This is a genomic window from uncultured Maribacter sp., assembly GCF_963975365.1.
In the GTDB taxonomy this organism is placed as follows: Bacteria; Bacteroidota; Bacteroidia; order Flavobacteriales; family Flavobacteriaceae; genus Maribacter.
Genome location: NZ_CAXBGF010000003.1, coordinates 240,740 through 266,745 on the forward strand (window position 1 = coordinate 240,740; position 26,006 = coordinate 266,745).

Sequence of the window (26,006 nt, forward strand, 5' to 3'; positions counted from 1 at the left end):
TTAATTTATCTGCTTTTGTATTGTGCCACACGTTGGCATTTTGATTCCCATATAAGGGTTCTTGATTTCTTCAACCTCACTCAACCAGATGGCTCCTTTACCATTATTTGCCATTGGACAAGAATCTTGGTACAATGTTTTTTCAGTTCCTAATAAAGCTACCAAATCATTTATATCTGTGCTCAATACTTCAAAATGTTCCCTTTGATGATCTATTGGGCTTTTTACAATATGCTCGGCATGCTCTTTGGCACTTTCTAAAATTTCCATGTATTCTTTGTGCGTTTCTCCGGTTAAATTGCTCATATCAAACTTTGAAAAGGCTGCAACTAACGCTGTTCCTCCTTTTGCAGCTTCGTTTTTATTGTCTGTTGTTAAAGCGTTTTTAATTTGAATATAGGCATCTATAATTGGTGTAGTTGCCGTATTTTTTTGAGTATTTGCTTCTATATCTCTTGTATGGTCCGTAGAAGAATCGCTATCTTCATCATGATGTCCGTCACTATTATCGTGCATGGCTTCTTTATCATGGTGTCCGTCACTGTTATCGTGACTGGCTTCCATTTGAGACCCCTCTTCATTCGTGTTTTCTTTTTTTGCATCTTTACAGGATATTGCTGTTAGACCTATAAAAGCCATTGCCAGAATTACTGTTGTTACTTTTAAGTTTTTCATTGTTTTAGTGTTTTTAATGTTAATATTAATTTGAATTATTTTTTGTTTTGATTATTAAGATAATGTTATCTGCCTAAAGTTTTTCAATTACATTTTCCAACTTTAGGGTTATCTCTTGGGCGATTCCCTTTAACGCATCATTATCTACTGCTTGCATTGAAGACATAGGGTTAACAGCTGCAACTTCAATGACTCTTGCTGCAACTTCTTGCACTATTACATTGCAAGGCAGCATGGTGCCAACTTTATCTTCTGCAAGCAAAGCTTTATGGGCATAAGGCGGATTACACGCTCCTAAAATTCTATACTTCTTGAAATCGACATCCAGTTTCTTTTTTAATGTTTCCTTGATATCAATCTCTGTTAGGATACCAAAGCCTTCTTCTTTTAATGCTTGAGTGACTCTATCGATAACCTCTTCAAAAGTTCCATTGATGGTTTTGTTGAAATAATAGTTCATGTTTTTATTTTTTTGAATTAATGACTCGTTTTCTTTCTTCATATTCTTCCTTGGTGATTTCTCCCTTGGCATATCTTTCTTTTAGAATATCCAAAGGATTTTCATGCTTCGGTTGTACTCTCCCTGATGAAAAATACCAAAGCCCAATAATTATTGCAATTACTAAAATTATCCAAGCGTACATCATACCATTCTGTTTTTATTGTTAAAATCGTATTGAAAGTCCGCCACCACCACCAAAACGGTTGTCATAACTTCCCACTAACGATACATTTCTGGAAAGGAAATATTCGGCTCCTGCACTCCAAACGGTTTCAGATTCACTATTAATGCCTGTAGGTAAGGAATTTACCCAACCAAAATCCAGTTGGTATTCATAGTATCCAAACACCGAGAATTTAGGAAACAACATCAAGTTTCTTCCAATTCCTACCCTTGGTCTTAAGTCGCTATCAATCCTTGCATCAAGGTTAAACAAATAGGGCGTCAAAAACCTTATACCAGCAACGGCAACCGTTTTAAATTCATTAAAGCTATCCTCAATTTCATTTTCAATATTCACACCACCAAACACTCTTAAATAATCGTGTAAATATCTTTCATAGGTAAATTCTGCCTCCAGGTTTTCGTTATAGCCATATTCCACCGTTGCATTGAATTGGTTTCTCAAGTTAGACGCCACCAGATTCATGGTCGTATTTTGGGACGAAGCATCTACCATACCCCAAGAATAAAAAAGATCGGTTTCTGCCACGGCTATGGATGCCGGAAATTCTTTCATACGAGCATCGGGTGGCGTGTCGTAGCTCATCACGCGTGCCATTCCTCCCATTAAATGATATAAAATATGGCAATGGAAAAACCAATCGCCGTATTCATTGCCATAAAATTCAATGGTTACGGCCTGCATTGGTGGTACATTTACCGTATGCTTTAATGGAGAATATTCACCATTCTCATTCAATACCCTAAAAAAGTGACCGTGCAAATGCATGGGATGGTGCATCATTGTCAGGTTATTGAGTGTTATTCTGGTAACTTGGTCGCCTTCAATTTTTATGTTATCGGTTTCAGATAACGGTACACCGTTCATACTCCAGATGTACCTTTGCATATTTCCTGTGAGGTTTAGTAAAATTTCCTTTACGGGAACATCTTTGCCATAGGCTGTCTTTTCTGGTGATTTCAAGAAGTCATAATTGTATTCTGAAAACAAATCCATACCACCCATTTCATTCGTGTCACCTATTTTTTGGTCTTCCGTTTTCATGTTATTCATCTTCATTTTTGAATGATCCATTTTAGGATCTTGCATTTTCATGCCATCCATCTTCATTTTTGAGTGATCCATTTTAGGGTCTTGCATTTTCATGTTATCCATTTTCATTTTTGAATGGACCATTTTGGAACCCTCCTGCTTCATAGCTCCCATAGCGTCGCCTTTCATCTGCATGCCATACTCATCCTTCATTTGAAAACGCTCATCTTTACTTGGACGATACTTTAGGGCGTGCGCTCCCATTTTCATGTCCATTTTAGCCATTTCTTTCATCATGCCGATCTTATCAGGTCTTGGAAGGGTTTTGGCAGCAAGTATTTTTCCATTACCAAAAAATGCCGAAGCCGTTCCAGAACCATCTTGTGCCATGATTTTAAACTCCACTTTACCTTCTTGAGGAATAGTGACTATATAATCGTAAGTTTCTGCAATACCAATAAAGGTTTTGTTCTTTTTAACAGGTTCTACATCGATGCCATCTGCCGATATCAATAGTGGGTCTTTACCACCAAAGGTCATCCAAAACGAGGTGGAAGCACCACCATTGATAATACGTAATCGTACTTTTTCTCCTGGTTTAAATTCAGGATATTCAATTGATTCTTCACCGTTGACTAAAAAGGCTGGATAATATACGTCGGCAATATCGGCGCCTTCCATACGCTGTCTCCAAAAATTGAGTTGAGCCCCTAAAGCACCTCTCGAAATGACTTGGTTTAGTGGTGTAGCGGTTCCTTTTCTAATACCATACCATTCGTTTCTTCGCTTTAAGTTTCGTAGTACATTCATTGGGTTTTCATTGGTCCAATCGGACAACATCAATACCAGTTCTTTATCATACTCCAATGTTTTTTTCTTTGGATGGATAATAAAAGATCCGAAAACACCACTTTGCTCTTGTAAGAGCGTGTGTGAATGATACCAATACGTGCCGGATTGCTTTAATGCAAATTCATATTTAAGTGTATGACCAGGCTCAATAGGTGGCGTGTTTAAATAGGGTACACCATCATAAAAATTAGGTAATAAGAGTCCGTGCCAGTGGATGGATGTCTCCACACTCATCTCATTTTTCACGTAAATAACGGCATATTCGCCTTCGGTGAATTCAAGGACAGGTCCTGGGATACTGCCATTGATGGTCATGCCCTTAACTTCTTTTCCGGCTTTGTTTACAATAGCTTCATTGATTGTAATGGTGTATTCTCTAACCGGAAGGTTATCAACATTTCCTTCAACAGATTTTTCTGTTTGGGCTATTATACTTGTACTTATGAGTAATAACCCAACTAGGTAAACAAGATTTTTCATTGTGTTACTGTTTTATGATTTTGTTTTATAATTCTTATAATTTTCTTCTGATTCAAAATAAGCCACTTCCCCTTCTTTTTTCATCAATACAATGTAGGCTTCTGTTTTGTCAACAGGCTTATTACTATAAGGGTCTATACCAGTTCTGGCAGTTTCTTCGTTATTCAACTTACCTACACACATGTCACAACAACCATAATACGTTTTACCATTCACTGGCACTGCTATTTGAGGCATACCCATATACGCATTATTTACCATACACACCAACTCATTGGGAACTTGTGAACCGACTTGGTAATTTTGTTGTGTATCTTCGACTTTAACTTCGGTAGTGGCAACAGCTTGTTCCTTAACTTCTTTTTTTTCTGTTTTTGAATTACAGGCAACCAAACTGATTGCCAATACAGCAATTATGGATAATTGCTTTGTTTTGTTTTTTATTGTTTTCATCTTTGTTTTTTTTATTTTTTTGTATTTAGAGCTCTTCCGTTAATTCACACCAATTATTAAAAGCCTTTTTCAACTCAAAAGAATTGAATAGATAATGATATCACATTAGTAACTTTTAGGGTATTCCAGAAATATATTGACTAGCAAGTAAGATGTCTTATCAAACATACCTTTTCTGATTTTTTACTTCCGTTAAACTCACAATACGTTTTAATTTTTTAAACCAAAATGCTGCATTTACATAGACTTAAAGGTGTCTTTAACACTACCACAGCTCACCATGGCTTTATCCATATAAGGGTTTACAATGTTACTGGAATTGGAAAACCAGTATGAACCTTCTCCACTATTAGCCATTGGGCAAAATGTTTTATAGATTTCGCCTTTAACAACATTGTCTTTTAAAAAAGGTTCAAATGCCGTTGTAAGTTTTCCAAACTCAATACGTTGCTCCATGACATTGGATTTTGATGCCATTTCCATGGCTGCCTTTAAGGCTTCTTCCGCTTTACCATACTTTTTTAAATTTCCAACAAGCATCTTTGAAGCCTTTTGTACTTTTTCGGAATTGGCATCAACAAGAGCCTTATTAATCATTGTATAATGCGTATATGCCATGGTTAGGTTTTTGTCATTCAACTTTACCATATTATCACTATGATCCATCATGGTATGATTGTCTTTATTCATTTTCATATTGCCATGATTATGTTGAGCATATGTGAAATTTAATACGCTTACTATTAAAGCTATAGTTGCTATTGATTTTAAATTTTTCATGTGTTTTTGTGTTTAAATTTTATTTTATAATTACCAGTTTATTGTCTCCACATCCTAACATTTTGCTACCATAATATGGATTTTGTATTTTCTCTTTAAGGCTTAACCAATAGGCTCCCTTATTATTATCGGCCATAGGACAAAATTGTTCATAGACCTTTTGGTTAACACCAAATAACTTTACGCCTTTAGATAAATGTGCCGATAAATGTTTAAAATGACCGCGCTGTTTTTCTATATCCGAAATTTTTGAGATAGAGGTAGCAGACTCTGTAATCTCTTTGGATATGGTCATCCAATGGTTATGTGCATTATGGTCTGTTAATTGCTTCATGTCCACCTTTTTCATGGCACTCAGCAATGTTTTAGTCAATGTACTGACTGCACCGCTATCATCACTTACAAAAGCATCCTTTAATTTAATGTAAGCGTTGAATACCTCTTCTAATTGACCTTTAAATGTATCTGTTGTTATTATTCGCTGGTTCATATCAGTATGATCTGTTTCAGCTTCCATTGTAGTATTGCTCATATCCATTTGAGAATGATCGACACCATCTTCGCTCTCACCATTATCCATTTTCATTCCACCATGGTTATGACCAGTATTTACCTTTCCACCCTCAGGATTCATCATGCTTTTTTGCCCCAATAGTTGTGCAGAAGCATCAATTCTGAACACACCATTTGTGGCAACAACTTCACCTTCTTCCAAGCCGTCAGCAACACTATAAAACTGGCCCATATCCTGCCCCAGTTCTATTTCCCTATAAACGAACGAAATGGTTTTTTCGTGTGGCACTTTTACGTAAACCACAGCACGTTTTCCGGTCCAAAGTACTGCTGTTTTTGGTATAACAATGGTATTTTCCATGCCTTTCATTTTTGCTTTAATAATACCACTGGCATACATTTCCGGCAGGAGTTTGTTACCAGGATTATTTACTTCAACACGTACTTTGGCAACTCGTGTATTGGATGATACAAAAGGATCGACATAGGTGATTTTACCTTCAAAGGTTTTACCAGAGATAGCTTGTATGTTGAAGCTTACCTTATCGTTAATGTGTATCCATGGAATATCGGCTTCATAGGCTTCAAACATCACCCAAACAGAGCTTAGATTGGCAATATCAAATAAGTTACCTCCAGCCTTGATATAGTCTCCAAGCTCAACATTTCTATTCATGACATAGCCTGTATGATCGGACAAAATATCGATTTGTTCCTGCACATTCCCAGTTGCTTCAATGGCATCAATTTGCTTATCGGACAGCTTCCATAGTTTTAATTTATTGCGTGATGCTGTATAAAGTTGCGGGTAAATATCTTTAGACTTAATAGCTTCAAAAAGCTCTTTTTGGGCAGAAATCAGTTCTGGGGAATAAATACGTACTATTTTTTGACCAGTATATACTTTTTCACCTGTAAAATTAACGTACAATCGTTCTATACGACCCGGAATATGAGACACTTGAGAATACAATCTACGTTCATCCGGTTTTACACGACCTAACAATCGTATCTCTTTGTCGGCACTTGCCTTTTCAACTATTGTAGTCTGTATATTTGCTAATTGATAGGCTTCTTCATTCATTACAATTTCATTGGCTGCAATGTTTTCTGAAGAATCATCAGATGATTCCATTGGAATAAGTTCCATACCACAAATTGGGCAATTCCCAGGTTCTTCCATCTTTATTTGTGGATGCATAGAGCAAGTCCATAATTGTGTTACAGGGTCTTGAACATAATTGTGTTCCCCTTCCGCATGTGTAGTTTCTGAGTCTCCACCAGAAAACACATTTCCTAAAATAATTCCGAGTATTAAAATACCGGCTGCTATGATATATTTTTTATATTTTTCCATGATATTCATTTTATTGTCCTATTAAATAATCCATAAATGCGGCTGCGGCATTTTTATCGGTTAATGCTTTTTGATGTTCTAATTTGTATTTAAGTAATTGGCGTTCTATCCGCAATACTTCTTCAAAGTCTTTAGAGTTTGTAGAGTACGACACAATTAATATATCCAATACTTTTTTGGCAATTTCCGACTGTGTTAGGTTTAATGCAATACGACGGTCGCCATCGTTAAAATCCTTATACGTGTTTTCATACAACGAACTCAAGGTGTTCTTTTTGTCCTCTTTTCTGGAAATTTCGGCTTCTTGCCTAAACTGTGCTTCCTTAATCAAGGCTTTATATTTTTTTCGATATAAAGGAATAGTAACACCTACCGATGGAAACAAGAAAGCATCTTTACCATTATCTGAAACCGAAGATCCAGCATTTTCACTAACAATGGTATAACCAAGTCCTATTTTGAATTTTGGTAAACCTTGTTTTTTAGCTACAATTTCCTGATTTAAAAAGGCATTCAATTTATGTTCTATGCCTTTTATTTGATGGTTTGACGCATAAATTTCATCGAGCATACTTAATTGATCTAAAGGAATTTCTTCCTGCCACAAGACTTCCGGAACGATAATTTCAGAACTATCATCTATATCCAATAGGTTATTGAATTTTACCTGTAAGGCATCCTTGGTGTCCAGAAACAGTGCTAATTGATTTTCCAGATCGTTCAACTCCAATTCCACACGCAACTCATCAACAATAGAGGCTGTTCCAGCTTCAATTTTAACTAATGATAGGCGTTTAAAAACCTCGAGTATCTCGATATTCTCTTTTGTTATTTCAATAGCCTTTTCAATAAAATAATAATTATAATAAGCTGTTTTTACTTCAAAGAAAATATTGGATTTTGTGTTTTCAAAGTCTTCATATTTAGCTTTTGCCAATTCGGTGGCAACATCTTCCTGTGCACTCAAGAGGCCAAACCAAGGAAAGCTTTGTGCTAAATTAAAAGTTGCTCTTTGCGGTCCAACCCTTGTTTCTACTGGCTGGATAAAATATCCAAAAGCAAAAGTAGGATCTGGTAAAGTACCAACTTGAGGTACTTTTTCCATAGCAGCCATATAATCATAAAACTTTGCCTTTAAAGCAGGGTTATTATTGGCTGCTATTTCTAAATAGTTATTTAAATTTTCTTGACTGAAAATACTTGTTGTAAACAGTACAACTAGGCTCAAGAAAAGGTATGTTTTAGTATTCGCTGTCATCATTATAAATTTAAGCATTACTTGATTTTAATTGTTTTTTTAACCCTTTCTCTTTCCACATACTGTAAAGTACAGGTACTACAAACATGGTCATGACCTGTAACAGCATACCACCAAATGAAGGGATTGCCATGGGGATAACCACATCGGAACCTTTACCACTAGATGTAAGTACAGGGATTAAAGCAATGATAGCAGTCGCTGCGGTCATCATTGCGGGACGAACCCTTTTTGAACCTGCTTCAATTACCGAAGCCCGAATTTCTTTAACGGTTTCTGGATGTCTCTTATCAAATACTTGGGTTAGATAAGTTCCCATAATTACCCCATCATCAGTTGCAATCCCGAACAAGGCAATAAAACCTACCCAAACGGCGACGCTCAGGTTTATGGTGTGCATCTGAAACAAATCACGCATATATACCCCAAATACATCAAAATTCAAGAACCATTCCTGTCCATATAACCAAATCATGATAAAACCACCAGCGAAAGCTACAAAGATACCAGAGAAAACCATCAGTGAAGGAATCATTGATTTAAACTGAAAATATAGAATTAACAGAATTACAATCAGAGAAATTGGCACCACGATCATTAAACGTTTTGATGCTCTTATCTGGTTTTCGTAATTTCCCGTAAAACGATAGGTTACACCTGCTGGTAATGTAAATTCGCCACTATCCATTTTCTGTTTGATAAGGGCTTGTGCATCTTCAACCACATTGGTTTCAGCATAGCCTTCTTTCATATCAAATATAACATAGCCTGTTAAAAAGGTATCTTCACTTTTTATGACTTGTGGTCCTCTAACATAAGTAACATCAGCTAATTCACCCAATTCTACTTGAACTCCTGCGGGTGTGGGGATCAATATCTTTTTAATATCATCTGGATTGTCCCTAAACTCCCTGGCATAACGTACACGTACTGGAAAGCGCTCTCTACCTTCTACTGTTGTAGTTAGTTGTTTTCCACCTATGGCTACCGAGAGTTGCATTTGCATATCTTTTACGGATAGTCCATATCTAGACATGGCCTGACGGTTTAACTTCATTTCTAAATAAGGTTTACCAACAACTCTATCTGCAAACACGGTTGGTGGATTAACACTTGGTACTTCCTTTAGAATGTTTTCTAATTCAAACCCAACTTTTTCAATCGACTCCAAGGTGGGTCCAAATACTTTGATCCCCATTGGTGCTCGCATACCTGTTGCCAACATAATCAATCGTGTTTGGATAGGTTGCAGTTTTGGAGCTGATGTTAACCCCGGGAATTTGGCGTGCTTAACAATTTCATTCCAAATATCATCTGGTTTTTGGATATGCTCTCGCCATTGCCTAAAGTTTTCACCGTCATCATCTGGAATAAGTTCTTCTTCCGTTATTTTACGAAACTCGTCAGTACCATATGTATAGGTGGTACCATCTTTTAAAACAAAAGCGTTGTTTTTATTAACTTTAAAACGCTCTCTGTGTCCATCTTCATCAAGAATATATTCTGGAATGTAATTTATGGTGTTTTCATACATGGATGTAGGTGCAGGATCAAGAGCAGAGTTTACACGTCCCCATTTACCTACCGCAGACCCGATTTCAGGGATGGTCATGACGTGTTTATCAATACTTGCAATAACTTCCATATTTTCAGAAATACTAGAGTGTGGCATGGTAGTGGGCATTAGCAAGAATGACCCTTCATTTAAGGCTGGCATAAACTCTTTACCCAACCCAGGGAGAGCTTTGTCCAGTTTTTCCCAAACCACATTGTTTTTAGTGAATTCCGGCATAAAACCAAGGACTTTGCCAAACCCTAACCAAATGGTCATTCCGAAGAAAACCAAGAGAATGGGGATCAATAAAAATTTCCATTTATTATCTAAACACCAGGTTAAAATGCTTTTGTAAAAATACACTACAGCCATTAATGCCCCCAAAACAACACCTATTACTATTATCACAAAAATAAAATTGACAAATGTAGAGTTAGCAACTCCTAAAGGCATCCATTCTATAGTCAGTAAGTAGACTAAAATTACAATTGCGATGGCTATATTGACATAATTGGCTGTTTTTTCGGAATAAGGAAGCTTTAATTTTCCTTTTAAAAAGGTTTTTTCCGGTACTTGTGTCAATAGATTATTTATACCAATGGCAATTAGGGCTATGGCAATAATGCTTCCGTAAGCGATTAGGAAAACAAATCCAAAACTTATTAAGATTGCATTAAATATTCGACTCGTTCGCTTTGAATCAATTCTAATGGAAAACAGAACCTTTGCCAAGGCTGGAATAAACATAATACCAATGAACAGTGCTGAAATCAACGCAAATGTTTTGGTCCACGCCAAAGGACTAAATAACTTCCCTTCTGCGGCTTGCATTGCAAATACTGGTAAGAAACTCACAACAGTGGTAGCAAGAGCCGTAATTACAGCTCCTGCAACCTCCACCGTGGCAATATAAATGACCTGCACCAATTTTTTACCTCTTACGCCTTCATTTTCGGGCATTTCCAGATGCCTGACTATATTTTCGGTAAAAACTATCCCCACATCGATCATTACACCAATAGCAATGGCTATACCCGAAAGGGCAACAATATTGGCATCTACGCCAAAATATTTCATTAGTATAAAGGTCATCAATACGCCAACGGGCAATATACTCGAAATTAATATGGAAGCCCTAAGATTAAGAACCAATACGATTACCACCAAAATACTAATCAGTATTTCATGAGAGAGCGCTAGTTCTAGAGTTCCAATGGTTTCCTGAATTAAACCAGAACGGTCATAAAATGGTACAATAGTTACTTTGGAAACTGTGCCATCTTCTAGTGTTTTAGACGGTAATCCTGGAGCAACTTCATCTATTTTAGCCTTTAGGTTTTTAATTACAGCTTGCGGGTTGGCACCATAGCGTGCAACAGCTACTCCACCTACAGCTTCCACACCACTTTTGTCAAGGCCTCCTCTACGACCTGCTGGACCAAACTGTATTTTGGCTACATCTTTTAATCGTATGGGAACATTATCCCTAACGGTAACAACACTCTCCTCTAAATCAGATAAATTTTTAATATACCCTAGACCGCGAACTAAATATTCTACTTTATTAAATTCTAAAGTTCTGGCACCAATATCTAGGTTACTGTTTTGAACAGCGTTCATTATCATTTTAACGTCCACGTTGTTGGCCTTCATAGCATCAGGATCTATTTCGATCTGGTACTCTTTTAAAAAGCCTCCAATGGAAGCTACTTCGGCAACACCACTGGCAGCGGTTAAATAATAACGCACATAAAAATCTTGAATGGTTCGCAATTCTTGGGGGTCCCAACCTCCAGTTGGTTTGCCCGTTTTAGCATCTCTACCTTCAAGAGTATACCAATATACTTGCCCTAATGCTGTGGCGTCAGGTCCAAGTGCTGGTGTTACCTCGTTAGGTACTGTACCAGGTGGTAAAGAATTTAGTTTTTCTAGAATTCTAGTTCTACTCCAGTAAAAATCAACGTCATCTTCAAATATGATGTAAATACTAGAAAGTCCAAATATTGAATTACTACGTATGGTTTTCACGTTTGGAATACCAAGTAATGCTGTTGTTAATGGATAGGTTATTTGATCCTCTATATCCTGAGGTGATTGCCCCATCCATTCGGTGAAAACGATTTGTTGGTTTTCACCAATATCAGGAATGGCGTCAACAGGTACTGGGTTTCTCTCTATTAAAGAGCTTTCCCAATTAAACGGAGCGGTTACATAACCTCCAACAATAAATGCGGCGAGTAATATAAATGTTATTAGCTTATTTTCGAGAAAATAACGGATAATTTTATTTAACATAAATTTTGATAATTAAACAATTAAACTTTGGTATAAAGAAAATACCGAATACATAAAGCTACCCTAATGGAAAAGCATCCATTGGATAATAAAGTCTATTGTTTAAAAATCAAATAAGGAAAGTCTGATCTAGAACTTGAACGTCCCGTATCAGTGGAGGGGGGGAATAGTCCCTAAAAGGAACGATTTTCGTATCGAATCCTTCATAAAAGTTTATATAGGAGTATATAAATGAAACAACAAAGAGTTGTTGCTCCGAGCTTAGTTTTTCAAATGAAATCTTTAAATCATCTTGGCCCGCAATGGCCAAGGTCTGATCCTCGCAAAAACCTTTTTTATCAAGACTGTCGTCATATAATTCACTGAATTGTTGCATTTCCATACCACAGGATTCCGCTTTGCCGAAAAAAGAAAAATCCACCAAAACATCGCCACAATAATGCTGATCAACGGCAAAGGAGAACGTCGATAACAGCACTACGATTGCCATTACAAAAGATGATATCTTGAAAAAACTTTTTTTCATTCGTATTGCAAAACTACAAAAATTTTAACATATGGTATATGTTTAACAAAATTTTGGCATAGAAATTTCCCGATTTTCTAAAATGGAAAAATAATCGATTCCGCTTTCTCACAACATGATATATATCATCATTTTGAAAAGGATGCTTCCAGATTGAATCACAGGGCTTCATAAAAATTTATTTAGAATCTTTCTTAATAGTATTGTGAGATATGTGCAAATAAACTACGTTTGTACTTTTTTATATTAAATCTAAATAAATATAACATGTGGAAGCCATTTCTAATATCCCTCTTTTTTATTTCTTTTCACACTAACGTGCTGAGCCAAGACAATCAAGATCGGAAAGATTCTACGGCCTTTAAGACTGAAATGTTGAACGAGGTCATTGTAAACGGTAACGCTATACTAGGTAGTACGTTCGAAGCAAAGAACAGAACAGGTTCTGCGGTCTACATATCAGAAAAAGAACTACTAAAATTTAATTACAATGATATTAACAGAACGCTAAAAAGTGTACCCGGGGTAAATATATATGAAGAAGATGGGTTTGGTCTTCGGCCAAATATTAGCTTACGCGGTACTTCACCGGAGCGGAGTGCGAAGATTAACCTTATGGAAGACGGCGTCTTAATTGCCCCGGCCCCATATAGTGCCCCGGCGGCGTATTATTTCCCTACCATTGGCCGAATGCAAGCTGTCGAAATATTAAAAGGAAGCAGTCAAATTCAATATGGGCCAAATACGACAGGCGGAGCGATCAACATGATTTCAACTCGCATTCCTGACGAATTTTCTGGACGAGCTTCCATTGCCGCAGGAAATTATGGCTCAAGAAACACGCAATTAGTCCTTGGTGATAGCTATCAAAACTTTGGATTTGTAACGGATTATTTCAATTACAGCTCAGACGGTTTTAAGGATTTAGATGGTGGTGGCAATACAGGATTTGATAAATCTGATTATTTAGCCAAGTTTAGTGTCAACTCAAATTTAGATGCAAAAATGTATCAGTCACTAACATTTAAAATCCAATATTCTGAAGAAGAGGCAAACAAAACTTACTTGGGATTGACCGATGAAGACTTTGAAGAAAACCCCTTTAGAAGGTACAGGGCATCGTCTGAGGATGTAATGAACGCTGAACATCAACAATACCAACTTACCCATTTTATACAAGTATCCCCATCGCTAAATATAAGTACCACTGGTTACTTGAATAAATTCAAACGGAATTGGTATAAGTTAACCGATGTAAACCTTGGCGAAAGAGTGAGCATAAACAACATCTTGTCATCACCACTGGATTACCCCATGGAATATCAAACTATTTTAGGAAACGAAGACAGCCAAGACGATGTTATGGGTATAAAGGCAAACAACAGAAAATACACCTCAAATGGTGTTCAATCCATAGCCAAATTACGATGGGGTTCGGATTGGTTACAAACCCTGGAAGCGGGAATACGTTATCACGAAGATGACGAGGACAGATTTCAATGGGTGGACAGGTATGCATTTCAAAATAGAGAATTAATAAGGACTACAGTAGGCGTAAAGGGTGAAGATGCCAATCGTATAAGTTATGCGAAAGCCGTAGCTGCGCATTTTTTATATAAATTAAGTATTAACGGGCTTACGGTTACTCCAGGCCTACGCTATGAGAATATAACGTTGGGTAGAACCGATTATGGAAGCAACGATGCCAAGAGGTCGGGCCTTGACCTTTCCGAAAGGGAAAATAGGGTGGATGTTTGGATGCCGGGATTAGGTGCCAATTATAGGTTCACCAATAATTGGTCCGTTTTTGGTGGAATTCACAAAGGGTTTTCTCCTCCGGGGAGTACTGACGGCCAAAATCCGGAACAAAGTATAAATTACGAACTGGGCACACGTTTCAACCATAGTGGCCTAAAAGGCGAAATAATAGCGTACTATAATGATTATCAAAACCTACTGGGCAGCGACCTTGCCGCCACTGGTGGTACGGGCGGCCTTGACCAATTCAATGCGGGCGAGGTACGTGTAAGCGGGGTAGAAGTATTGTTGAACTATGATATTTTAAAAAACAGCTCCGAAAAGTTAAGACTTCCTGTATCGGTATCCTATACCTTGACCGACACCAAGTTCCTAAGTTCCTTTGAAAGTGATACCGATATATTCGGAGAGGTTACAGAAGGGGATGAAATTCCTTACATCGCCAAAAATCAGTTTAATTTGAATCTTGGACTGGAGCATGAGAAATTTTCTTTAAATATGGGTTTGCGATATACCGACGCCTTTAGGACGCAAGCGGGAACGGGCACAATACCGGCAAACCAAAAAGTTGATTTCAACTATGTTATTGACCTGTCGGGTCGATATTTTTACAATAAACACCTTACCTTCTCTTCTAACATTATCAATTTATTGGATGAAACCTATGCGGTATCCAGGGTTCCGGCAGGGCTAAGACCAGGGCATCCTTTTGGCATTAACTTTTCAGTAGCTTATGGTTTTTGACATAAAAATCAAAAATCACGCATTGTTGTATCAATTCTTCTATAAAGTTATTTCTGATTTTATTCACTAGAGTGAAGAATCATTAGTAAGACATGAATTTTATCCTTCAATTTCTCCCTCAAAATTTTAAGGGCTTTAGTAAGATGGCCTTCTACAGTTTTAAGGGAAACTCCCAAGTAATCTGCAATTTCAATATTTGTCAATCCTTCCTTTTTGCTCAACAAAAATACTTTGGAGCATTTTTTGGGAAGATTTTGAATCTCCATATCAATGATTTCCATCTTGCGTTTTAAAATTTCCTGGTTTTCGGACCGGGCAACAGTATCGAGTGTCTCAACAAAAGCGGTTTCCAATAAATAAGTCTCTTTTCTGTATTTTTTTACGTGGTCCAGGAACTTGTTGCGAACAGATTTGTACAACCATCCCTTAACCACCACCCCATCGCTTAACTTGTCCCTTTTTTTCCATAAGGTAAAAAATGTTTCTTGGGTAAGGTCCTTTGCCAAAGTGTCGTCACGACCTAAACTTTTGGCATACCAATAGACTTCTTTGTAGTAAAGATCAATGACCGCCCTAAATGCCACCTTGTCCCCATTTCGGATTGCATTGACATCAACATTTATGTTACGATCATTTGAATTCATAAGCTATTTTAACAAAATTTCATCAAAATTATAGGTAAATGTAAATAAAAAGCAAGGGTATTGTAAAGTTCGGTCGTTTGGTTAGTATGCATTGGCATTATCTTAATATTTCATAATGAAAAAAAGGAATATCAAAAACATCGTTCATAAATTCCTGAGCAATACCGCCACTACTGAGGAAATTGAATTTTTGACGAAATGGGTCAATAACAACAAGGCCAGCTTTCAAGAAGAGATCAAACTGCACCATCTCGTTACAGGGCTTTTTGAGGAAGAGAAAGCGGAAAGCCTGAAAAGGGAATTGTTGGACAATATTGAACAGTTCGAGATTAGGAAAAGAAGAAGTAGAGGGTTCAATGTACTGAAATATGCCGCTGTCTTCATAGGTATTATTACGGTCGGCACTTTATTTTATTTGGGGGGAATTGCGGATAAGGATTTACCCCAAAAGCAAATCACCATTACTTTGGGTGATGGGTCCACCAAGGAAATTTTGGAAGCCAAAACTTTGGAGGTGGTCTCCAGCTCCGGCACGTATGTGGCCGAGCAGGAAGGAAGCAAAATTATTTACAAAAAAAAATCAGAGAACACCCTAAAAAACTTAAGGCCGCTGGTCTACAATACTCTGGAAGTCCCTTATGGTAAGAAATTCCAGATAGTATTGTCCGACGGTACCGAGGTTTACTTAAACTCAGGATCATCGTTGACATATCCCGTGGCTTTTTACGATGAAGGACCTCGGAACGTGGTTTTAAGGGGGGAGGCTTACTTTACCGTCAAGTCAGACTCCTTGAGACCTTTCTCGGTGGATGCAGGTTTACTGGGCACCAAGGTTTTGGGTACCGAATTCAATATTTCCAATTACGCGGACGACGAATATGCCAAGGTTGTTTTGGTAGAGGGCAGTGTAGCTGTAAATGAAGGGGGAAATCCTGATAGACGGGCTATGGTTTTGAAGCCGCATCAAATGGCCTTATATTCCCTCTCCGGCGCAAATCTGACCGTGTCCGATGTTGATGTAAGTAGCCACATCGCTTGGAAGGATGGGATATTATTGTTTAAAAACGAGGACTTTTATCGAATCACCCAAAAGCTTGAAAGACATTATGATATCGAAATCAGTATTAAGGACGTAGAGGTGGGCCAAGAAAGATATACCGGAAGATTTAAGACGGAAACCATTGACGAGGTGCTACAAGCGTTCCAACGCATAAAAGATTTTGAGTACTCAATTTCCAAAAACAAAATAGAGATTAACCCTAAAAAGTAGACGTATGATATAAACAAAAGAATCAGGGACTGCTCTAACAATCCCTGGATTCCAAATGAATTTAAAAACTAATTAGCCAATTTCTAAACTCTCTCAAAAGTATGAAAAACACTCTATGTAGAAGCTATTTTACGATTAAAATGGACCTAAAAATGAAGATAACCGCATTGTTATTATTGGTTGCCCTATTCCAACTTAGTGCCAAGAATGCGTATTCCCAAAAGGGAAAAATTTCAATTAATATGGAGGATGCTACCATTGAGTCCATATTTAATGAAATAGAAAGACAGACGGATTTCAACATCCTGTACAAAAATTCCACCCTGGACACCAGCAGAAAAGTAACGATAAAGGCGGATAAAGTTAAAATTGAAGATTTAATGGGCCATATTTTAAAGGAAACCAATGTTTCTTTTGAAATAAGGAGAAAACTTATTGTTCTTCTGGAAAAGAAGATAGTTCCGAGAATGAAAATCAAGACATCATCCTTGGATACTCCCAAGATAATGCAGCAGACAATGACGGTAACCGGCTTGGTAACCGATCAAGACAATGTGCCCTTGGGCGGGGTAAGTATAGTGGTCAAAGGCTCCACAAAAGGGGTTTCCACCAATTTTGACGGGGAATATGAAATCGAAGTCTCGGAAGGTGATATTCTTGTATTCTCATACATTGGCTTCGCTTCACGTGAAGTTACTGTTAAACAAGAAAAAAGTATTAACGTGACCCTGCAGCCAGATCTTATGGACCTTAATGAGGTAATCGTTACCGCAACTGGGGTACGCCGTAAAGTTGAGATGGGCAATTCCATTGCCAATCTCAATGTTGCCGACGACGTAAAACAACGCCCAATAAGCAATGTTTCAGATCTGCTTCAGGGCCAGGCGACCGGTGTTCAAATTTCCAGTAGTGGGGGTTCTACCGGCATGGGCTCCCGTATTAGGGTAAGGGGTTCCAATAGTGCATCCCTCTCCAACGAGCCGGTAATATATGTTGACGGAATTCTTATCAACAACGAGGCCAATTCCATCTCGTTTGAAACAGGTGGGCAGTCTCCTTCGAGGTTAAACGATATCAACCCAGAGGATATTGAATCTATCGAAATCATCAAGGGGCCTTCAGCAGCGACCTTGTACGGGTCAATTGCGGCGAACGGTGTGATTCGTATTACTACTAAAAAAGGGAAGCAAGGGGAACCGAGATGGTCCGCTTTTATGGAGAGCGGTATTGTAGAGAATGTGACGACCTATCCTTTAAATTATCAGGCACTTGATGCCCAAGGTAATCCTGGTTTCAATTTTGAAGCGGCCGACGGCACTTTTGTCCCCAGTACGGTCAATTCTTTTCAGCCCTTGAACGACCCCCGTACCTCGCCCTTTAGAACAGGACAGTCTAATGGTGCCGGATTAAGCGTATCGGGAGGTTCGGAAGTACTTACCTACTTTCTTTCAGGTAGTCTTACCGACGGTGAAGGTGTCTTACCGGTCAATAATATTAAAAGGACCAATTTCAGGGGGAATTTTGGGGCTAAAATTACCGATGACCTGAAGGTTAATTTAACCACGGGCTACACTAATAGTAATCTAGAATTACCCTTGAACGATAATTTTGCCTTGGCCCTAATGAGTCAGGGACTTAATGGTGCATCTTCGATCGACGTGAACAACGGTTGGGGCGAATTTACACCCGATGAATTGTTCACAATCGATACCCGACAAATAATCAATCGTTTTACTTCAGGTCTTGAGATTTTATGGCAACCTATGGAGAAACTGAATGTAAGGGCTTCTGGTGGACTTGACTTTACTTCGCGTTGGGACAGCCAGTTTTTCCCAACGGGAGAAGCCCCGGCTTTTCTCAACTATGACCAAGGTGCCCGATTTTCCAATAGGTTTAACGACTTTGTCTATACCCTCGATATGGTAGGGTCTTACAAAACAGACTTATGGGAAGGCATAAATTCACGTACTTCCCTCGGGTTTCAATATTTACAGAATTTATCACAGGGTACATTTGCAACCGGGCTTCTTTTGGTTGCGGGTAGCAACTCAATTGCGGGTGCCGCTGTTACACAAAGTAACGAGCAGACCATCGAATCACGCACCGTTGGTGTCTTTTTGGAGGAACAGATTGGCTTTAGCGATAAACTATTCGTAACTGGTGCGGTGCGGGCAGATCGCGGAAGTTCTTTTGGTGCTTCCTTCAATTCGGTATTTTACCCCAAAGTGAGTGCCTCGTGGCTCATTTCAGAGGAGGAATTCTTTAATAATTCCGATAAATATGGAATAAGTTCCTTACGGCTTAGGGGAGCATGGGGTGCCTCCGGGGTTCAACCTGGCACTAATGATGCCTTAAGATTTTTCAATCCTATCGCGGCTACATTAGACGGACAAAGTGTAACGGGGGTAACCATTGGAAGTGTAGGAAATACTGGTTTAAGTCCAGAGAGATCTACAGAGGTTGAATTTGGTTTTGATGCCAAATTATTGTCTGATAAAATCGGCTTTGAAATGACCTATTTTAATAAGCGAACCGAAGATGCCCTTATTTTCAGGCAATTACCCCTATCTCTTGGAGTGGGTGAGGGACGTTTTGAAAATTTGGGCTCCGTAAAAAACTCAGGTATCGAAATAGGCCTGAATACTAGAATCATCGAGACCGACAAGTTTTTCTTTGGACTGGATTTCGTGGGTTCTTTTATCGATAACGAGCTGATTGAACTGGGTGAGGGCATCCAGCCTGTCATTTTTGGACAGCAACGTCATGTTGAAGGATTCCCCCTTGGTGGCTATTGGGACGAAACCTATACCTATAACGATGCCAACGGCGACGGTTTCATTGGGCAAAATGAAGTACAAGTAGGGGAACTAGGTTATTTGGGCACCCCGTTTGCAACGACCGATATTTCTTTTACCCCGACACTGAGTTTTTTCGAAAATCAATTTGTGCTGAAAGGACTTCTTAACTATAGAGGCGGTCAAAAGCTGTATAACAATACCGGTGCATGGAGAAATGGGAACAGTAATAACCGAGAACTAAACGACCCCAATGCCTCGCTTGAAGATCAGGCCAGGGCCGTTGCTTCAAAATTTTTGGGAACAAATGCAGGTTATATCGAAGATGCTTCTTTTTGGAGGCTTCGTGAAATCTCATTGACCTATAACGCACCGGGCACCTTTTCAAGCAAACTTGGTTTTGACCGTATAAGCCTTACACTTTCTGGACAGAATTTGGGAGTATGGACAGATTACTCCGGACTAGATCCCGAAATAAGTTCTGAGGGACAAGCCAATTTTACCACCGAAGAATTTCTCAGTCAACCACCTATACGTTCTTGGAAAGCAAGACTGAATCTATCTTTTTAACATAAAAATTCAAGAAAATGAAAAAGTCAATTAATGTAAAAAAAAGCTATTCCAAATTTATTTTTAGCGCCATTGTCTTGATGGCATTGACATCGTTGTGCATATCATGCGATTCGGTGGTAGAAGTCACAGATCCCGATATCGTTACCCCGGAATTACTGAACAGTGAGGCCGGTATACAAACCCTTCGCGCGGGTTCCTTAGGAGATCTAGCAGTGGCCATGAGCGGTTCCGCTGCAGGTCATGGTGCCACTACGGGTCTAATTGTTATGAGCGGCCTTATGGCTGATGAGTATGCCTATTCAGGAACCTTTCCCACCAGACGCGAGGCCGATACCCGTAATCTTCAAGATATCAACAGTGACGTAAATACAATTTATGGCAACCTGCATAGATCGCGAACGGGCGCCGAAACTACGGTTGACCTTCTTGCCGATTTCGGTGGAAACCCAGAAATTGAAAGTGAGATGCAAAGCGTTACTGGCTACGCTTATGTCATGTTCGCGGAAACCTTTTGCGGTGGGGTGCCGTTCAGCAAGGCCCCTGCCGATGGTGGAGAATTGATCTATGGCGAGCCTTTGACCACCGAACAAATGTTCAACCAGGCGATAAGTTGGTTCGATCAAGCTATCGCCAACGCTGGCAGCAATGATAAATTGGCGAACCTAGGGCGGGTAGGCAAGGCTCGCTCCCTTTTGGGTCTAGGGCAAATGGATGCGGCAGCCGCTGAAGTAGCTGCTATTCCAACAGATTTTGTTTATAATATTGAGCAATCCGACAACAGTCGAAGACAAGAAAACGGTATTTACATTATGAGTACTGTTCGCCGCCAGTTTTCTATCGCCGACGGAAAGGGAGGAAACGGCTTAATGTTCCGCTCTTCCATGGATCCCAGGACGCCTTGGGACGGCGGTACGGAATTTGGGCAGGATGATATTACCTTGTATTACAATCAGCTAAAATATGATTCTTCCAATGTGCCCGTAGTCTTGGCTTCTGGAACGGAGGCAAGATTGATCGAGGCCGAGGCCGCCGCCAATGCGGATGATGCTACCACCGTGGAGGACATACATAATGCACTTAGGGCTACTATAGGTCTGTCAGATTTAGACCTCTCAGGAATTAGCGGTGACGACCTATTGCTGGCCCATTTTTCGGAGCGTGCATTTTGGCTCTTCAGTACCGGTCATCGACTAGGCGACCTTAGAAGACTTGTGGACGTTTACGGCATGATGCCCTCGAATGTCTTTCCGTGGGGGCCTTATTTCAAGGGAGGGGAATATAGTACAAACCTTAAATTTCTAGTTCCACAGTCAGAATCGAACAACCCTAATTATGTAGGCTGTTTAGATTAAATTGATCACTAAAAAATAGATGGAAAAGAGGCTGCTAAAAAAGCCTCTTTTCTTTTTATGTTTGTATAATACCACATTATCAACGACCATTTTTTATGAAAGGTAAGTTTATGTCTCCACAATTTGAACGTTCGGGAAACTTCACTTTTTTATATGCTTTGTTTTTTCTGTCCGGTACCGCCGGTCTAATTTTTCAGGTGGTCTGGATGTACCGCTTAGGCTTGGTATTCGGAAACGCCGCGTACGCAACAGCGGCAACACTCTCCGTTTTTTTTCTTGGGCTCGCACTTGGGGGAAGGTTTTTTGGCAATATCGGCGCTCGTTTGAAGAGACCGTTTCGTGTATATGGGCTTATGGAGCTGGGCATTGCATTAACTGCCTTTTTGATACTACCAGGTCTTGATTTATATGAAATGTATTATGCCGAGATAGTATCCTTTTTGGGCGGTTCAAAAAGTGCCCTTTTACTGGCGAAATTCTTTTTTGGTGCTTTATTGCTTTTGCCTCCAACGTTTCTTATGGGCGGTACTTTTCCAATATTGGCACAGTACATCGGTAAAAATCGCAGGTACCTCGAAAGGCGCGGAACCATTCTATATGCAGTGAATACATTGGGAGCAGCACTTGGAGCTTTTTTTACAGGGTTTTACCTGATCAGGGAATACGGGGTAAGCTCAACCTATGGCCTTGCATTGATACTGGCAGCTTCCGTAGGTGTTCTTGCAATTGTTCTTGATAAATTCCTGGTGTCTTATTCCGTTGCGCCCACGGTGGCCAAGGTAAAGCCAAAACCCAAAAAAAATACCGAACGTTCGACCAAGTTAAGTTATACCCAGTTTGCCGTGGTGGCTTTTTTTTCAGGAGTATTGGCACTATCGGCCGAAACCTTATGGACCAGGATGTTCGCTCAAGTACTACAAAATTCAGTGTATTCGTTCTCCGCTATTTTGGTGGTATTTCTTTTGGCTTTGGCATTTGGAGGGTTCGTCGCACATCTACTTGTTAGGTCAAGGATGCCCTCAAAAAGAGCCTTGGCCCTACTCTTGTCCGTATCGGCCATTTTAATAGGGGTTTCCCCGAATGTTTTCAATATCGCTACAAACGGTCTTGGGTATTTGGCAATGGGCGCATCTTGGTACGCCTATATATGGGCCGTTTTTAAACTGGCCTTTTTAGTGGTCTTGCCGCCAACATTTGTTCTGGGCGCGGTGTTTCCATTCTTGCTCAAAGTAGCTCCCATGATAGATAAGCCGTCCGGACGGATTGTTGGCAGGTTAGTACTTTTCAATTCCACAGGTAGCTTTGTAGGCCCCGTACTATCAGGTTTCGTTCTACTCGACACTTTAGGCCTTTGGGACAGTATAAAAATCGTTGCTGTTTCTTACGGGATCTTGGCCATTATGGCCTCCCTATCGTTTTATGGGCGAAAGAAAATTGGTTGGACCTTGGCGCCAATTGTTATAATTATGGGGATACTTGTTCTGAAAAATCCACCAATAGTACGCTTGGATGCTGATGAAACCTTATTGGATTCCTGGCAATCGAGCGATGGTGTAGTTTCCATCGTGCAATTACCAAAGAATATTCAGATGCGCATGGATAACTTTTATGTGCTCGGGGATTCCGGCTCGCTGTTGGTCGAACAAATGCAGGCCCACATTCCGTTACTTATCCATCCGGCACCAAAAAAAGTAGTTTTCTTGGGCATGGGAACCGGTATTACTGCGGGGGCTGCCCTCCACCATGAGGTAGAAAAGGTTGTGGCGGTAGAGTTGGTATCCAATGTAATTCCGGCCGCACAGCGCTATTTTGCCCCTTGGACCAACGGACTTTTTAATGACAAACGCGTAACCATTGTTGCCGACGATGCCCGAAACTATCTTTTGGGCACGCACGAGCAATTCGATGTTATTGTTGGTGATCTTTTTACCCCATGGCACGCAGGTACCGGAAGCCTTTACACCCTTGAACATTTTAAAGAGGCGAAAAAGCGGTTATCTCCCGGAGGGATTTTTGCACAGTGGTTACCAATGTACCAACTCACTTCCGAAAACTTCGATATCATTGCCGCTACGTTCGCTTCGGTTTTCCCCCAAGTGACCCTATGGAGGGCCGATTTTTCCGGAACAAGGGCAAGTATCGTGCTTATTGGCCAAGAGACAGGTACGCCGCTGGACGAAAACATCCTTAGGCAAAATAGTGTCCATGTCGTTGGAGGGCAAGGCAGTTCGACCAAAGACGATCATATGGCTGGCCTGTTCTATTTAGGAAACTTGGATGCCGTACGAAATCGTTTATCTGGAATTCGCCCGAACACCGATGACAAAAGATCGGTCGAATTCGAAGCCCCCATTTTATCGCAGCAGGCCAATGCCGGGCGTGCCAATTATATTGTTGGAACAGAATTGCAAAACTTTCTCAAAGAACTTGCCGGCAATCTCCCCCCGGAAGAGGATCCCTATCTTTCGAACCTGCCACCTGATGAAATTCGGTACGTAAAAATAGGTTCGCTTTATCATCGTTATATTCAGCTTATAAATGTGGGGAAAGACAAAGAAGCTAAAATGGTACTTGAACGGATACAGCTTCTGGCGCCCGACTTCTTGAAAAAGAAAACCGGATCCATTGACGAAACAGAATAACGAAGTGTCTGAAAACATTAAATATTTTAAAAAAACTTTAGAATAATCAAAGAACATATGAAACTATTAAATCACAAACCATTTCCGTTTTCCATCCCGATAATCCTGCTCATATTGCATTTTAATCCCTTAGTAGCGCAAGAAAGCGTCGTAGACAAAGCCATTGAGGTATCGGGTATGGATAAAATGAAAAATGCAGAGGCTTCCTTTACCTTCCGTAAACATACCTATAGTTACCGACGCCAAAACGGACAATTTACTTATACAAGAATCGGTAAGAACAAGGACAGCAGTATGGTAAGGGATGTATATACCAATAAAGGGTTTACCCGATATATTGACGATGCCGTGGCATCTATCACGGAGGAAAGAAAAAATGCGTATACAAATTCAGTCAATTCCGTAATGTACTTTGCATTTCTGCCCTTGTGGCTCAAAGACCAAGCTGTTGTTCTTGAGAATAAGGGCACCACCTCTATCAAAGGAAAAGAATACCATAAGATCCGCGTAACCTTTAAAAAGGAGGGCGGTGGCGTTGATTATGAAGATGTGTTCCTTTACTGGTTCGATGTTGAGGATTATAGTATGGACTACTTGGCCTATAAGTACTTTACCGGTAAAGGAGGGATGCGGTTTCGCGAGGCATATAATCAACGTACCGTTAACGGGGTCACCATACAGGATTATCGGAACTTACAGCCCAAAGTAAAGGATGGCTTTCCCTTTGATCAAATTGAAGAGGCCTTTGCCAAGGGCGAACTGGAAGAACTCTCGCTTATCGAATTGAAAAATGTAAAAATCGAATCGATACCAAAACCTTGACTCAGTCCAATTCATTCAAAAACCCGAAGTATGTTTCCGGTAAGTTCTGTATTGAATATTTTCAAGGGATTACTGGTAATATTGTTCAAAGGCTTTCCGGTTTGGTCAAACCGTGCGCCATGGGTAGAACAGTAATAAATACCGCCGTCATTCTCCACAAACCTAACTTCCTCCGTCTGTTGATGACTGCATATCTGACTGGCCGCCACAAAATTGCCTTCTAAATTTTTAACTACTACTACATAGTCTTTTAATATATAATCTCCTTCGTTCTGTAAGCCATTGCCTTCGTTAGAACTGAGGTCTATCGTAAAGTCAATTCCGGTAGGTATGGGTCTCATATCTTCTAGCGCAACCTCATTCCTACTCCCTTTGGAGCAACCTTGAACACAGGGAAAAATAATTGCGAATGCCGCACCAGCGCCCAAGCTTCGTAAAAACTGTTTTCTTTCCATAACAAAAACGATTATTAAAAATAAACGTTTTTAGTTCGAAAATCGTATGCAGATAACAAATATGTGCCCCTTAGCGCTTGTTTTAAAGAAATAAGAGTAATAACACCTCTCCATATGACCCAATTTAATATGTCGAACACACCCGATTTAAACTGTGCAAAGTGCGTTTATGTAAAATACAACTATGACCTTTATTGAAAACCAGGCATGTAAGCGAAAGTGTTGCAGGGAAATTATATAAAAAAGAAAGAAAATTATGCAGATAAAGATTGTTGAGAATAAATACTTTTAACGAAGGTCAGACATAATGGACACGGAAAGAAACGTAATAGGCTACAGGATTACTAGGTCAATACGATGCTAGGAATATAGTGGAAGATTTCTCGCCTTTGACAGGAGTTTTATGTTTCCCTTGGGTTTCAACAAAGGTTCTAGACGACAAAATGATAAGCCTCTATGAATTATATGCAGACTGACTAAAAAGACAAC

18 protein-coding genes are annotated in these 26,006 nt (G+C 39.6%); 6 read left to right on the forward strand and 12 right to left on the reverse strand.

The features are described 5' to 3' along the window. The 10 genes from AACZ49_RS05830 to AACZ49_RS05875 all read right to left on the reverse strand — a co-directional run bounded on the left by AACZ49_RS05830 (position 1) and on the right by AACZ49_RS05875 (position 12,426). On the reverse strand, positions 1 to 675 hold the full coding sequence (locus tag AACZ49_RS05830) for a DUF3347 domain-containing protein (protein ID WP_339652592.1): 675 nt from the start codon (positions 673 to 675) through the stop codon (positions 1 to 3). A gap of 73 nt (positions 676 to 748) precedes the next feature. Beyond that, a complete protein-coding gene (locus tag AACZ49_RS05835) occupies positions 749 to 1,135 on the reverse strand; it encodes a DUF302 domain-containing protein (protein WP_339652594.1) in 387 nt (128 codons plus the stop codon). A 4-nt stretch (positions 1,136 to 1,139) separates the two neighbouring features. Then, entirely contained in the window at positions 1,140 to 1,322 is a 183-nt protein-coding gene (locus tag AACZ49_RS05840) for an SHOCT domain-containing protein (protein ID WP_339652595.1), read from the reverse strand. Positions 1,323 to 1,340: 18 nt separating this feature from the next. Next, complete coding sequence (locus AACZ49_RS05845) at positions 1,341 to 3,725, reverse strand: multicopper oxidase domain-containing protein (RefSeq protein ID WP_339652596.1); 2,385 nt, start codon at positions 3,723 to 3,725, stop codon at positions 1,341 to 1,343. Positions 3,726 to 3,737: 12 nt separating this feature from the next. Then, the gene (locus AACZ49_RS05850; protein WP_339652597.1) at positions 3,738 to 4,178 is read right to left on the reverse strand and encodes a hypothetical protein; all 441 of its coding nucleotides are present in this window, start codon (positions 4,176 to 4,178) and stop codon (positions 3,738 to 3,740) included. A gap of 237 nt (positions 4,179 to 4,415) precedes the next feature. Further along, positions 4,416 to 4,958 (reverse strand): DUF3347 domain-containing protein, encoded by a 543-nt coding sequence (locus AACZ49_RS05855; protein WP_339652599.1) that lies wholly within the window; start codon positions 4,956 to 4,958, stop codon positions 4,416 to 4,418. 19 nt (positions 4,959 to 4,977) lie between these two features. Then, entirely contained in the window at positions 4,978 to 6,828 is a 1,851-nt protein-coding gene (locus tag AACZ49_RS05860) for an efflux RND transporter periplasmic adaptor subunit (RefSeq protein WP_339652601.1), read from the reverse strand. A 10-nt stretch (positions 6,829 to 6,838) separates the two neighbouring features. Then, the gene (locus AACZ49_RS05865; protein WP_339652602.1) at positions 6,839 to 8,104 is read right to left on the reverse strand and encodes a TolC family protein; all 1,266 of its coding nucleotides are present in this window, start codon (positions 8,102 to 8,104) and stop codon (positions 6,839 to 6,841) included. Further along, a complete protein-coding gene (locus AACZ49_RS05870; RefSeq protein WP_339652603.1) occupies positions 8,097 to 11,936 on the reverse strand; it encodes an efflux RND transporter permease subunit in 3,840 nt (1,279 codons plus the stop codon). The genes AACZ49_RS05865 and AACZ49_RS05870 overlap by 8 nt, the downstream gene beginning before the upstream one ends. A 109-nt stretch (positions 11,937 to 12,045) precedes the next feature. Continuing rightward, complete coding sequence (locus AACZ49_RS05875; protein ID WP_339652604.1) at positions 12,046 to 12,426, reverse strand: hypothetical protein; 381 nt, start codon at positions 12,424 to 12,426, stop codon at positions 12,046 to 12,048. A gap of 303 nt (positions 12,427 to 12,729) precedes the next feature. On the opposite strand from AACZ49_RS05875, the gene AACZ49_RS05880 reads away from it, so the two are divergent. Further along, complete coding sequence (locus tag AACZ49_RS05880) at positions 12,730 to 14,964, forward strand: TonB-dependent receptor (protein ID WP_339652605.1); 2,235 nt, start codon at positions 12,730 to 12,732, stop codon at positions 14,962 to 14,964. 59 nt (positions 14,965 to 15,023) lie between these two features. Here AACZ49_RS05880 and AACZ49_RS05885 read toward each other — a convergent pair whose 3' ends face one another. Then, complete coding sequence (locus tag AACZ49_RS05885; protein WP_339652606.1) at positions 15,024 to 15,608, reverse strand: RNA polymerase sigma-70 factor; 585 nt, start codon at positions 15,606 to 15,608, stop codon at positions 15,024 to 15,026. Positions 15,609 to 15,723: 115 nt separating this feature from the next. Here AACZ49_RS05885 and AACZ49_RS05890 point away from each other — a divergent pair, with 115 nt between their 5' ends. From AACZ49_RS05890 to AACZ49_RS05910, 5 genes are all read left to right on the forward strand, one after another. After that, positions 15,724 to 16,878: a FecR domain-containing protein gene (locus AACZ49_RS05890; RefSeq protein WP_339652608.1), complete on the forward strand. Its 1,155-nt coding sequence runs from the start codon at positions 15,724 to 15,726 to the stop codon at positions 16,876 to 16,878. Between the two features lie 101 nt (positions 16,879 to 16,979). Then, complete coding sequence (locus tag AACZ49_RS05895; RefSeq protein ID WP_339652610.1) at positions 16,980 to 20,243, forward strand: SusC/RagA family TonB-linked outer membrane protein; 3,264 nt, start codon at positions 16,980 to 16,982, stop codon at positions 20,241 to 20,243. A 17-nt stretch (positions 20,244 to 20,260) separates the two neighbouring features. After that, a complete protein-coding gene (locus AACZ49_RS05900; protein ID WP_339652611.1) occupies positions 20,261 to 21,598 on the forward strand; it encodes a hypothetical protein in 1,338 nt (445 codons plus the stop codon). A 95-nt stretch (positions 21,599 to 21,693) separates the two neighbouring features. After that, a complete protein-coding gene (locus tag AACZ49_RS05905) occupies positions 21,694 to 24,240 on the forward strand; it encodes a fused MFS/spermidine synthase (RefSeq protein WP_339652613.1) in 2,547 nt (848 codons plus the stop codon). Positions 24,241 to 24,297: 57 nt separating this feature from the next. Next, positions 24,298 to 25,062: a DUF6503 family protein gene (locus AACZ49_RS05910; protein ID WP_339652614.1), complete on the forward strand. Its 765-nt coding sequence runs from the start codon at positions 24,298 to 24,300 to the stop codon at positions 25,060 to 25,062. Between the two features lie 11 nt (positions 25,063 to 25,073). Here AACZ49_RS05910 and AACZ49_RS05915 read toward each other — a convergent pair whose 3' ends face one another. Continuing rightward, a complete protein-coding gene (locus AACZ49_RS05915; protein WP_339652615.1) occupies positions 25,074 to 25,517 on the reverse strand; it encodes a Rieske 2Fe-2S domain-containing protein in 444 nt (147 codons plus the stop codon). Positions 25,518 to 26,006 lie beyond the last annotated feature (489 nt).

Bases quoted from the DNA above. Each gene is read 5' to 3' on its own strand.
- AACZ49_RS05830 (WP_339652592.1), bottom strand. From the start codon at position 675: ATGAAAAACTTAAAAGTAACAACAGTAATTCTGGCAATGGCTTTTATA.
- AACZ49_RS05835 (WP_339652594.1), bottom strand. From the start codon at position 1,135: ATGAACTATTATTTCAACAAAACCATCAATGGAACTTTTGAAGAGGTT.
- AACZ49_RS05840 (WP_339652595.1), bottom strand. From the start codon at position 1,322: ATGATGTACGCTTGGATAATTTTAGTAATTGCAATAATTATTGGGCTT.
- AACZ49_RS05845 (WP_339652596.1), bottom strand. From the start codon at position 3,725: ATGAAAAATCTTGTTTACCTAGTTGGGTTATTACTCATAAGTACAAGT.
- AACZ49_RS05850 (WP_339652597.1), bottom strand. From the start codon at position 4,178: ATGAAAACAATAAAAAACAAAACAAAGCAATTATCCATAATTGCTGTA.
- AACZ49_RS05855 (WP_339652599.1), bottom strand. From the start codon at position 4,958: ATGAAAAATTTAAAATCAATAGCAACTATAGCTTTAATAGTAAGCGTA.
- AACZ49_RS05860 (WP_339652601.1), bottom strand. From the start codon at position 6,828: ATGGAAAAATATAAAAAATATATCATAGCAGCCGGTATTTTAATACTC.
- AACZ49_RS05865 (WP_339652602.1), bottom strand. From the start codon at position 8,104: ATGCTTAAATTTATAATGATGACAGCGAATACTAAAACATACCTTTTC.
- AACZ49_RS05870 (WP_339652603.1), bottom strand. From the start codon at position 11,936: ATGTTAAATAAAATTATCCGTTATTTTCTCGAAAATAAGCTAATAACA.
- AACZ49_RS05875 (WP_339652604.1), bottom strand. From the start codon at position 12,426: ATGGCAATCGTAGTGCTGTTATCGACGTTCTCCTTTGCCGTTGATCAG.
- AACZ49_RS05880 (WP_339652605.1), top strand. From the start codon at position 12,730: ATGTGGAAGCCATTTCTAATATCCCTCTTTTTTATTTCTTTTCACACT.
- AACZ49_RS05885 (WP_339652606.1), bottom strand. From the start codon at position 15,608: ATGAATTCAAATGATCGTAACATAAATGTTGATGTCAATGCAATCCGA.
- AACZ49_RS05890 (WP_339652608.1), top strand. From the start codon at position 15,724: ATGAAAAAAAGGAATATCAAAAACATCGTTCATAAATTCCTGAGCAAT.
- AACZ49_RS05895 (WP_339652610.1), top strand. From the start codon at position 16,980: ATGAAAAACACTCTATGTAGAAGCTATTTTACGATTAAAATGGACCTA.
- AACZ49_RS05900 (WP_339652611.1), top strand. From the start codon at position 20,261: ATGAAAAAGTCAATTAATGTAAAAAAAAGCTATTCCAAATTTATTTTT.
- AACZ49_RS05905 (WP_339652613.1), top strand. From the start codon at position 21,694: ATGAAAGGTAAGTTTATGTCTCCACAATTTGAACGTTCGGGAAACTTC.
- AACZ49_RS05910 (WP_339652614.1), top strand. From the start codon at position 24,298: ATGAAACTATTAAATCACAAACCATTTCCGTTTTCCATCCCGATAATC.
- AACZ49_RS05915 (WP_339652615.1), bottom strand. From the start codon at position 25,517: ATGGAAAGAAAACAGTTTTTACGAAGCTTGGGCGCTGGTGCGGCATTC.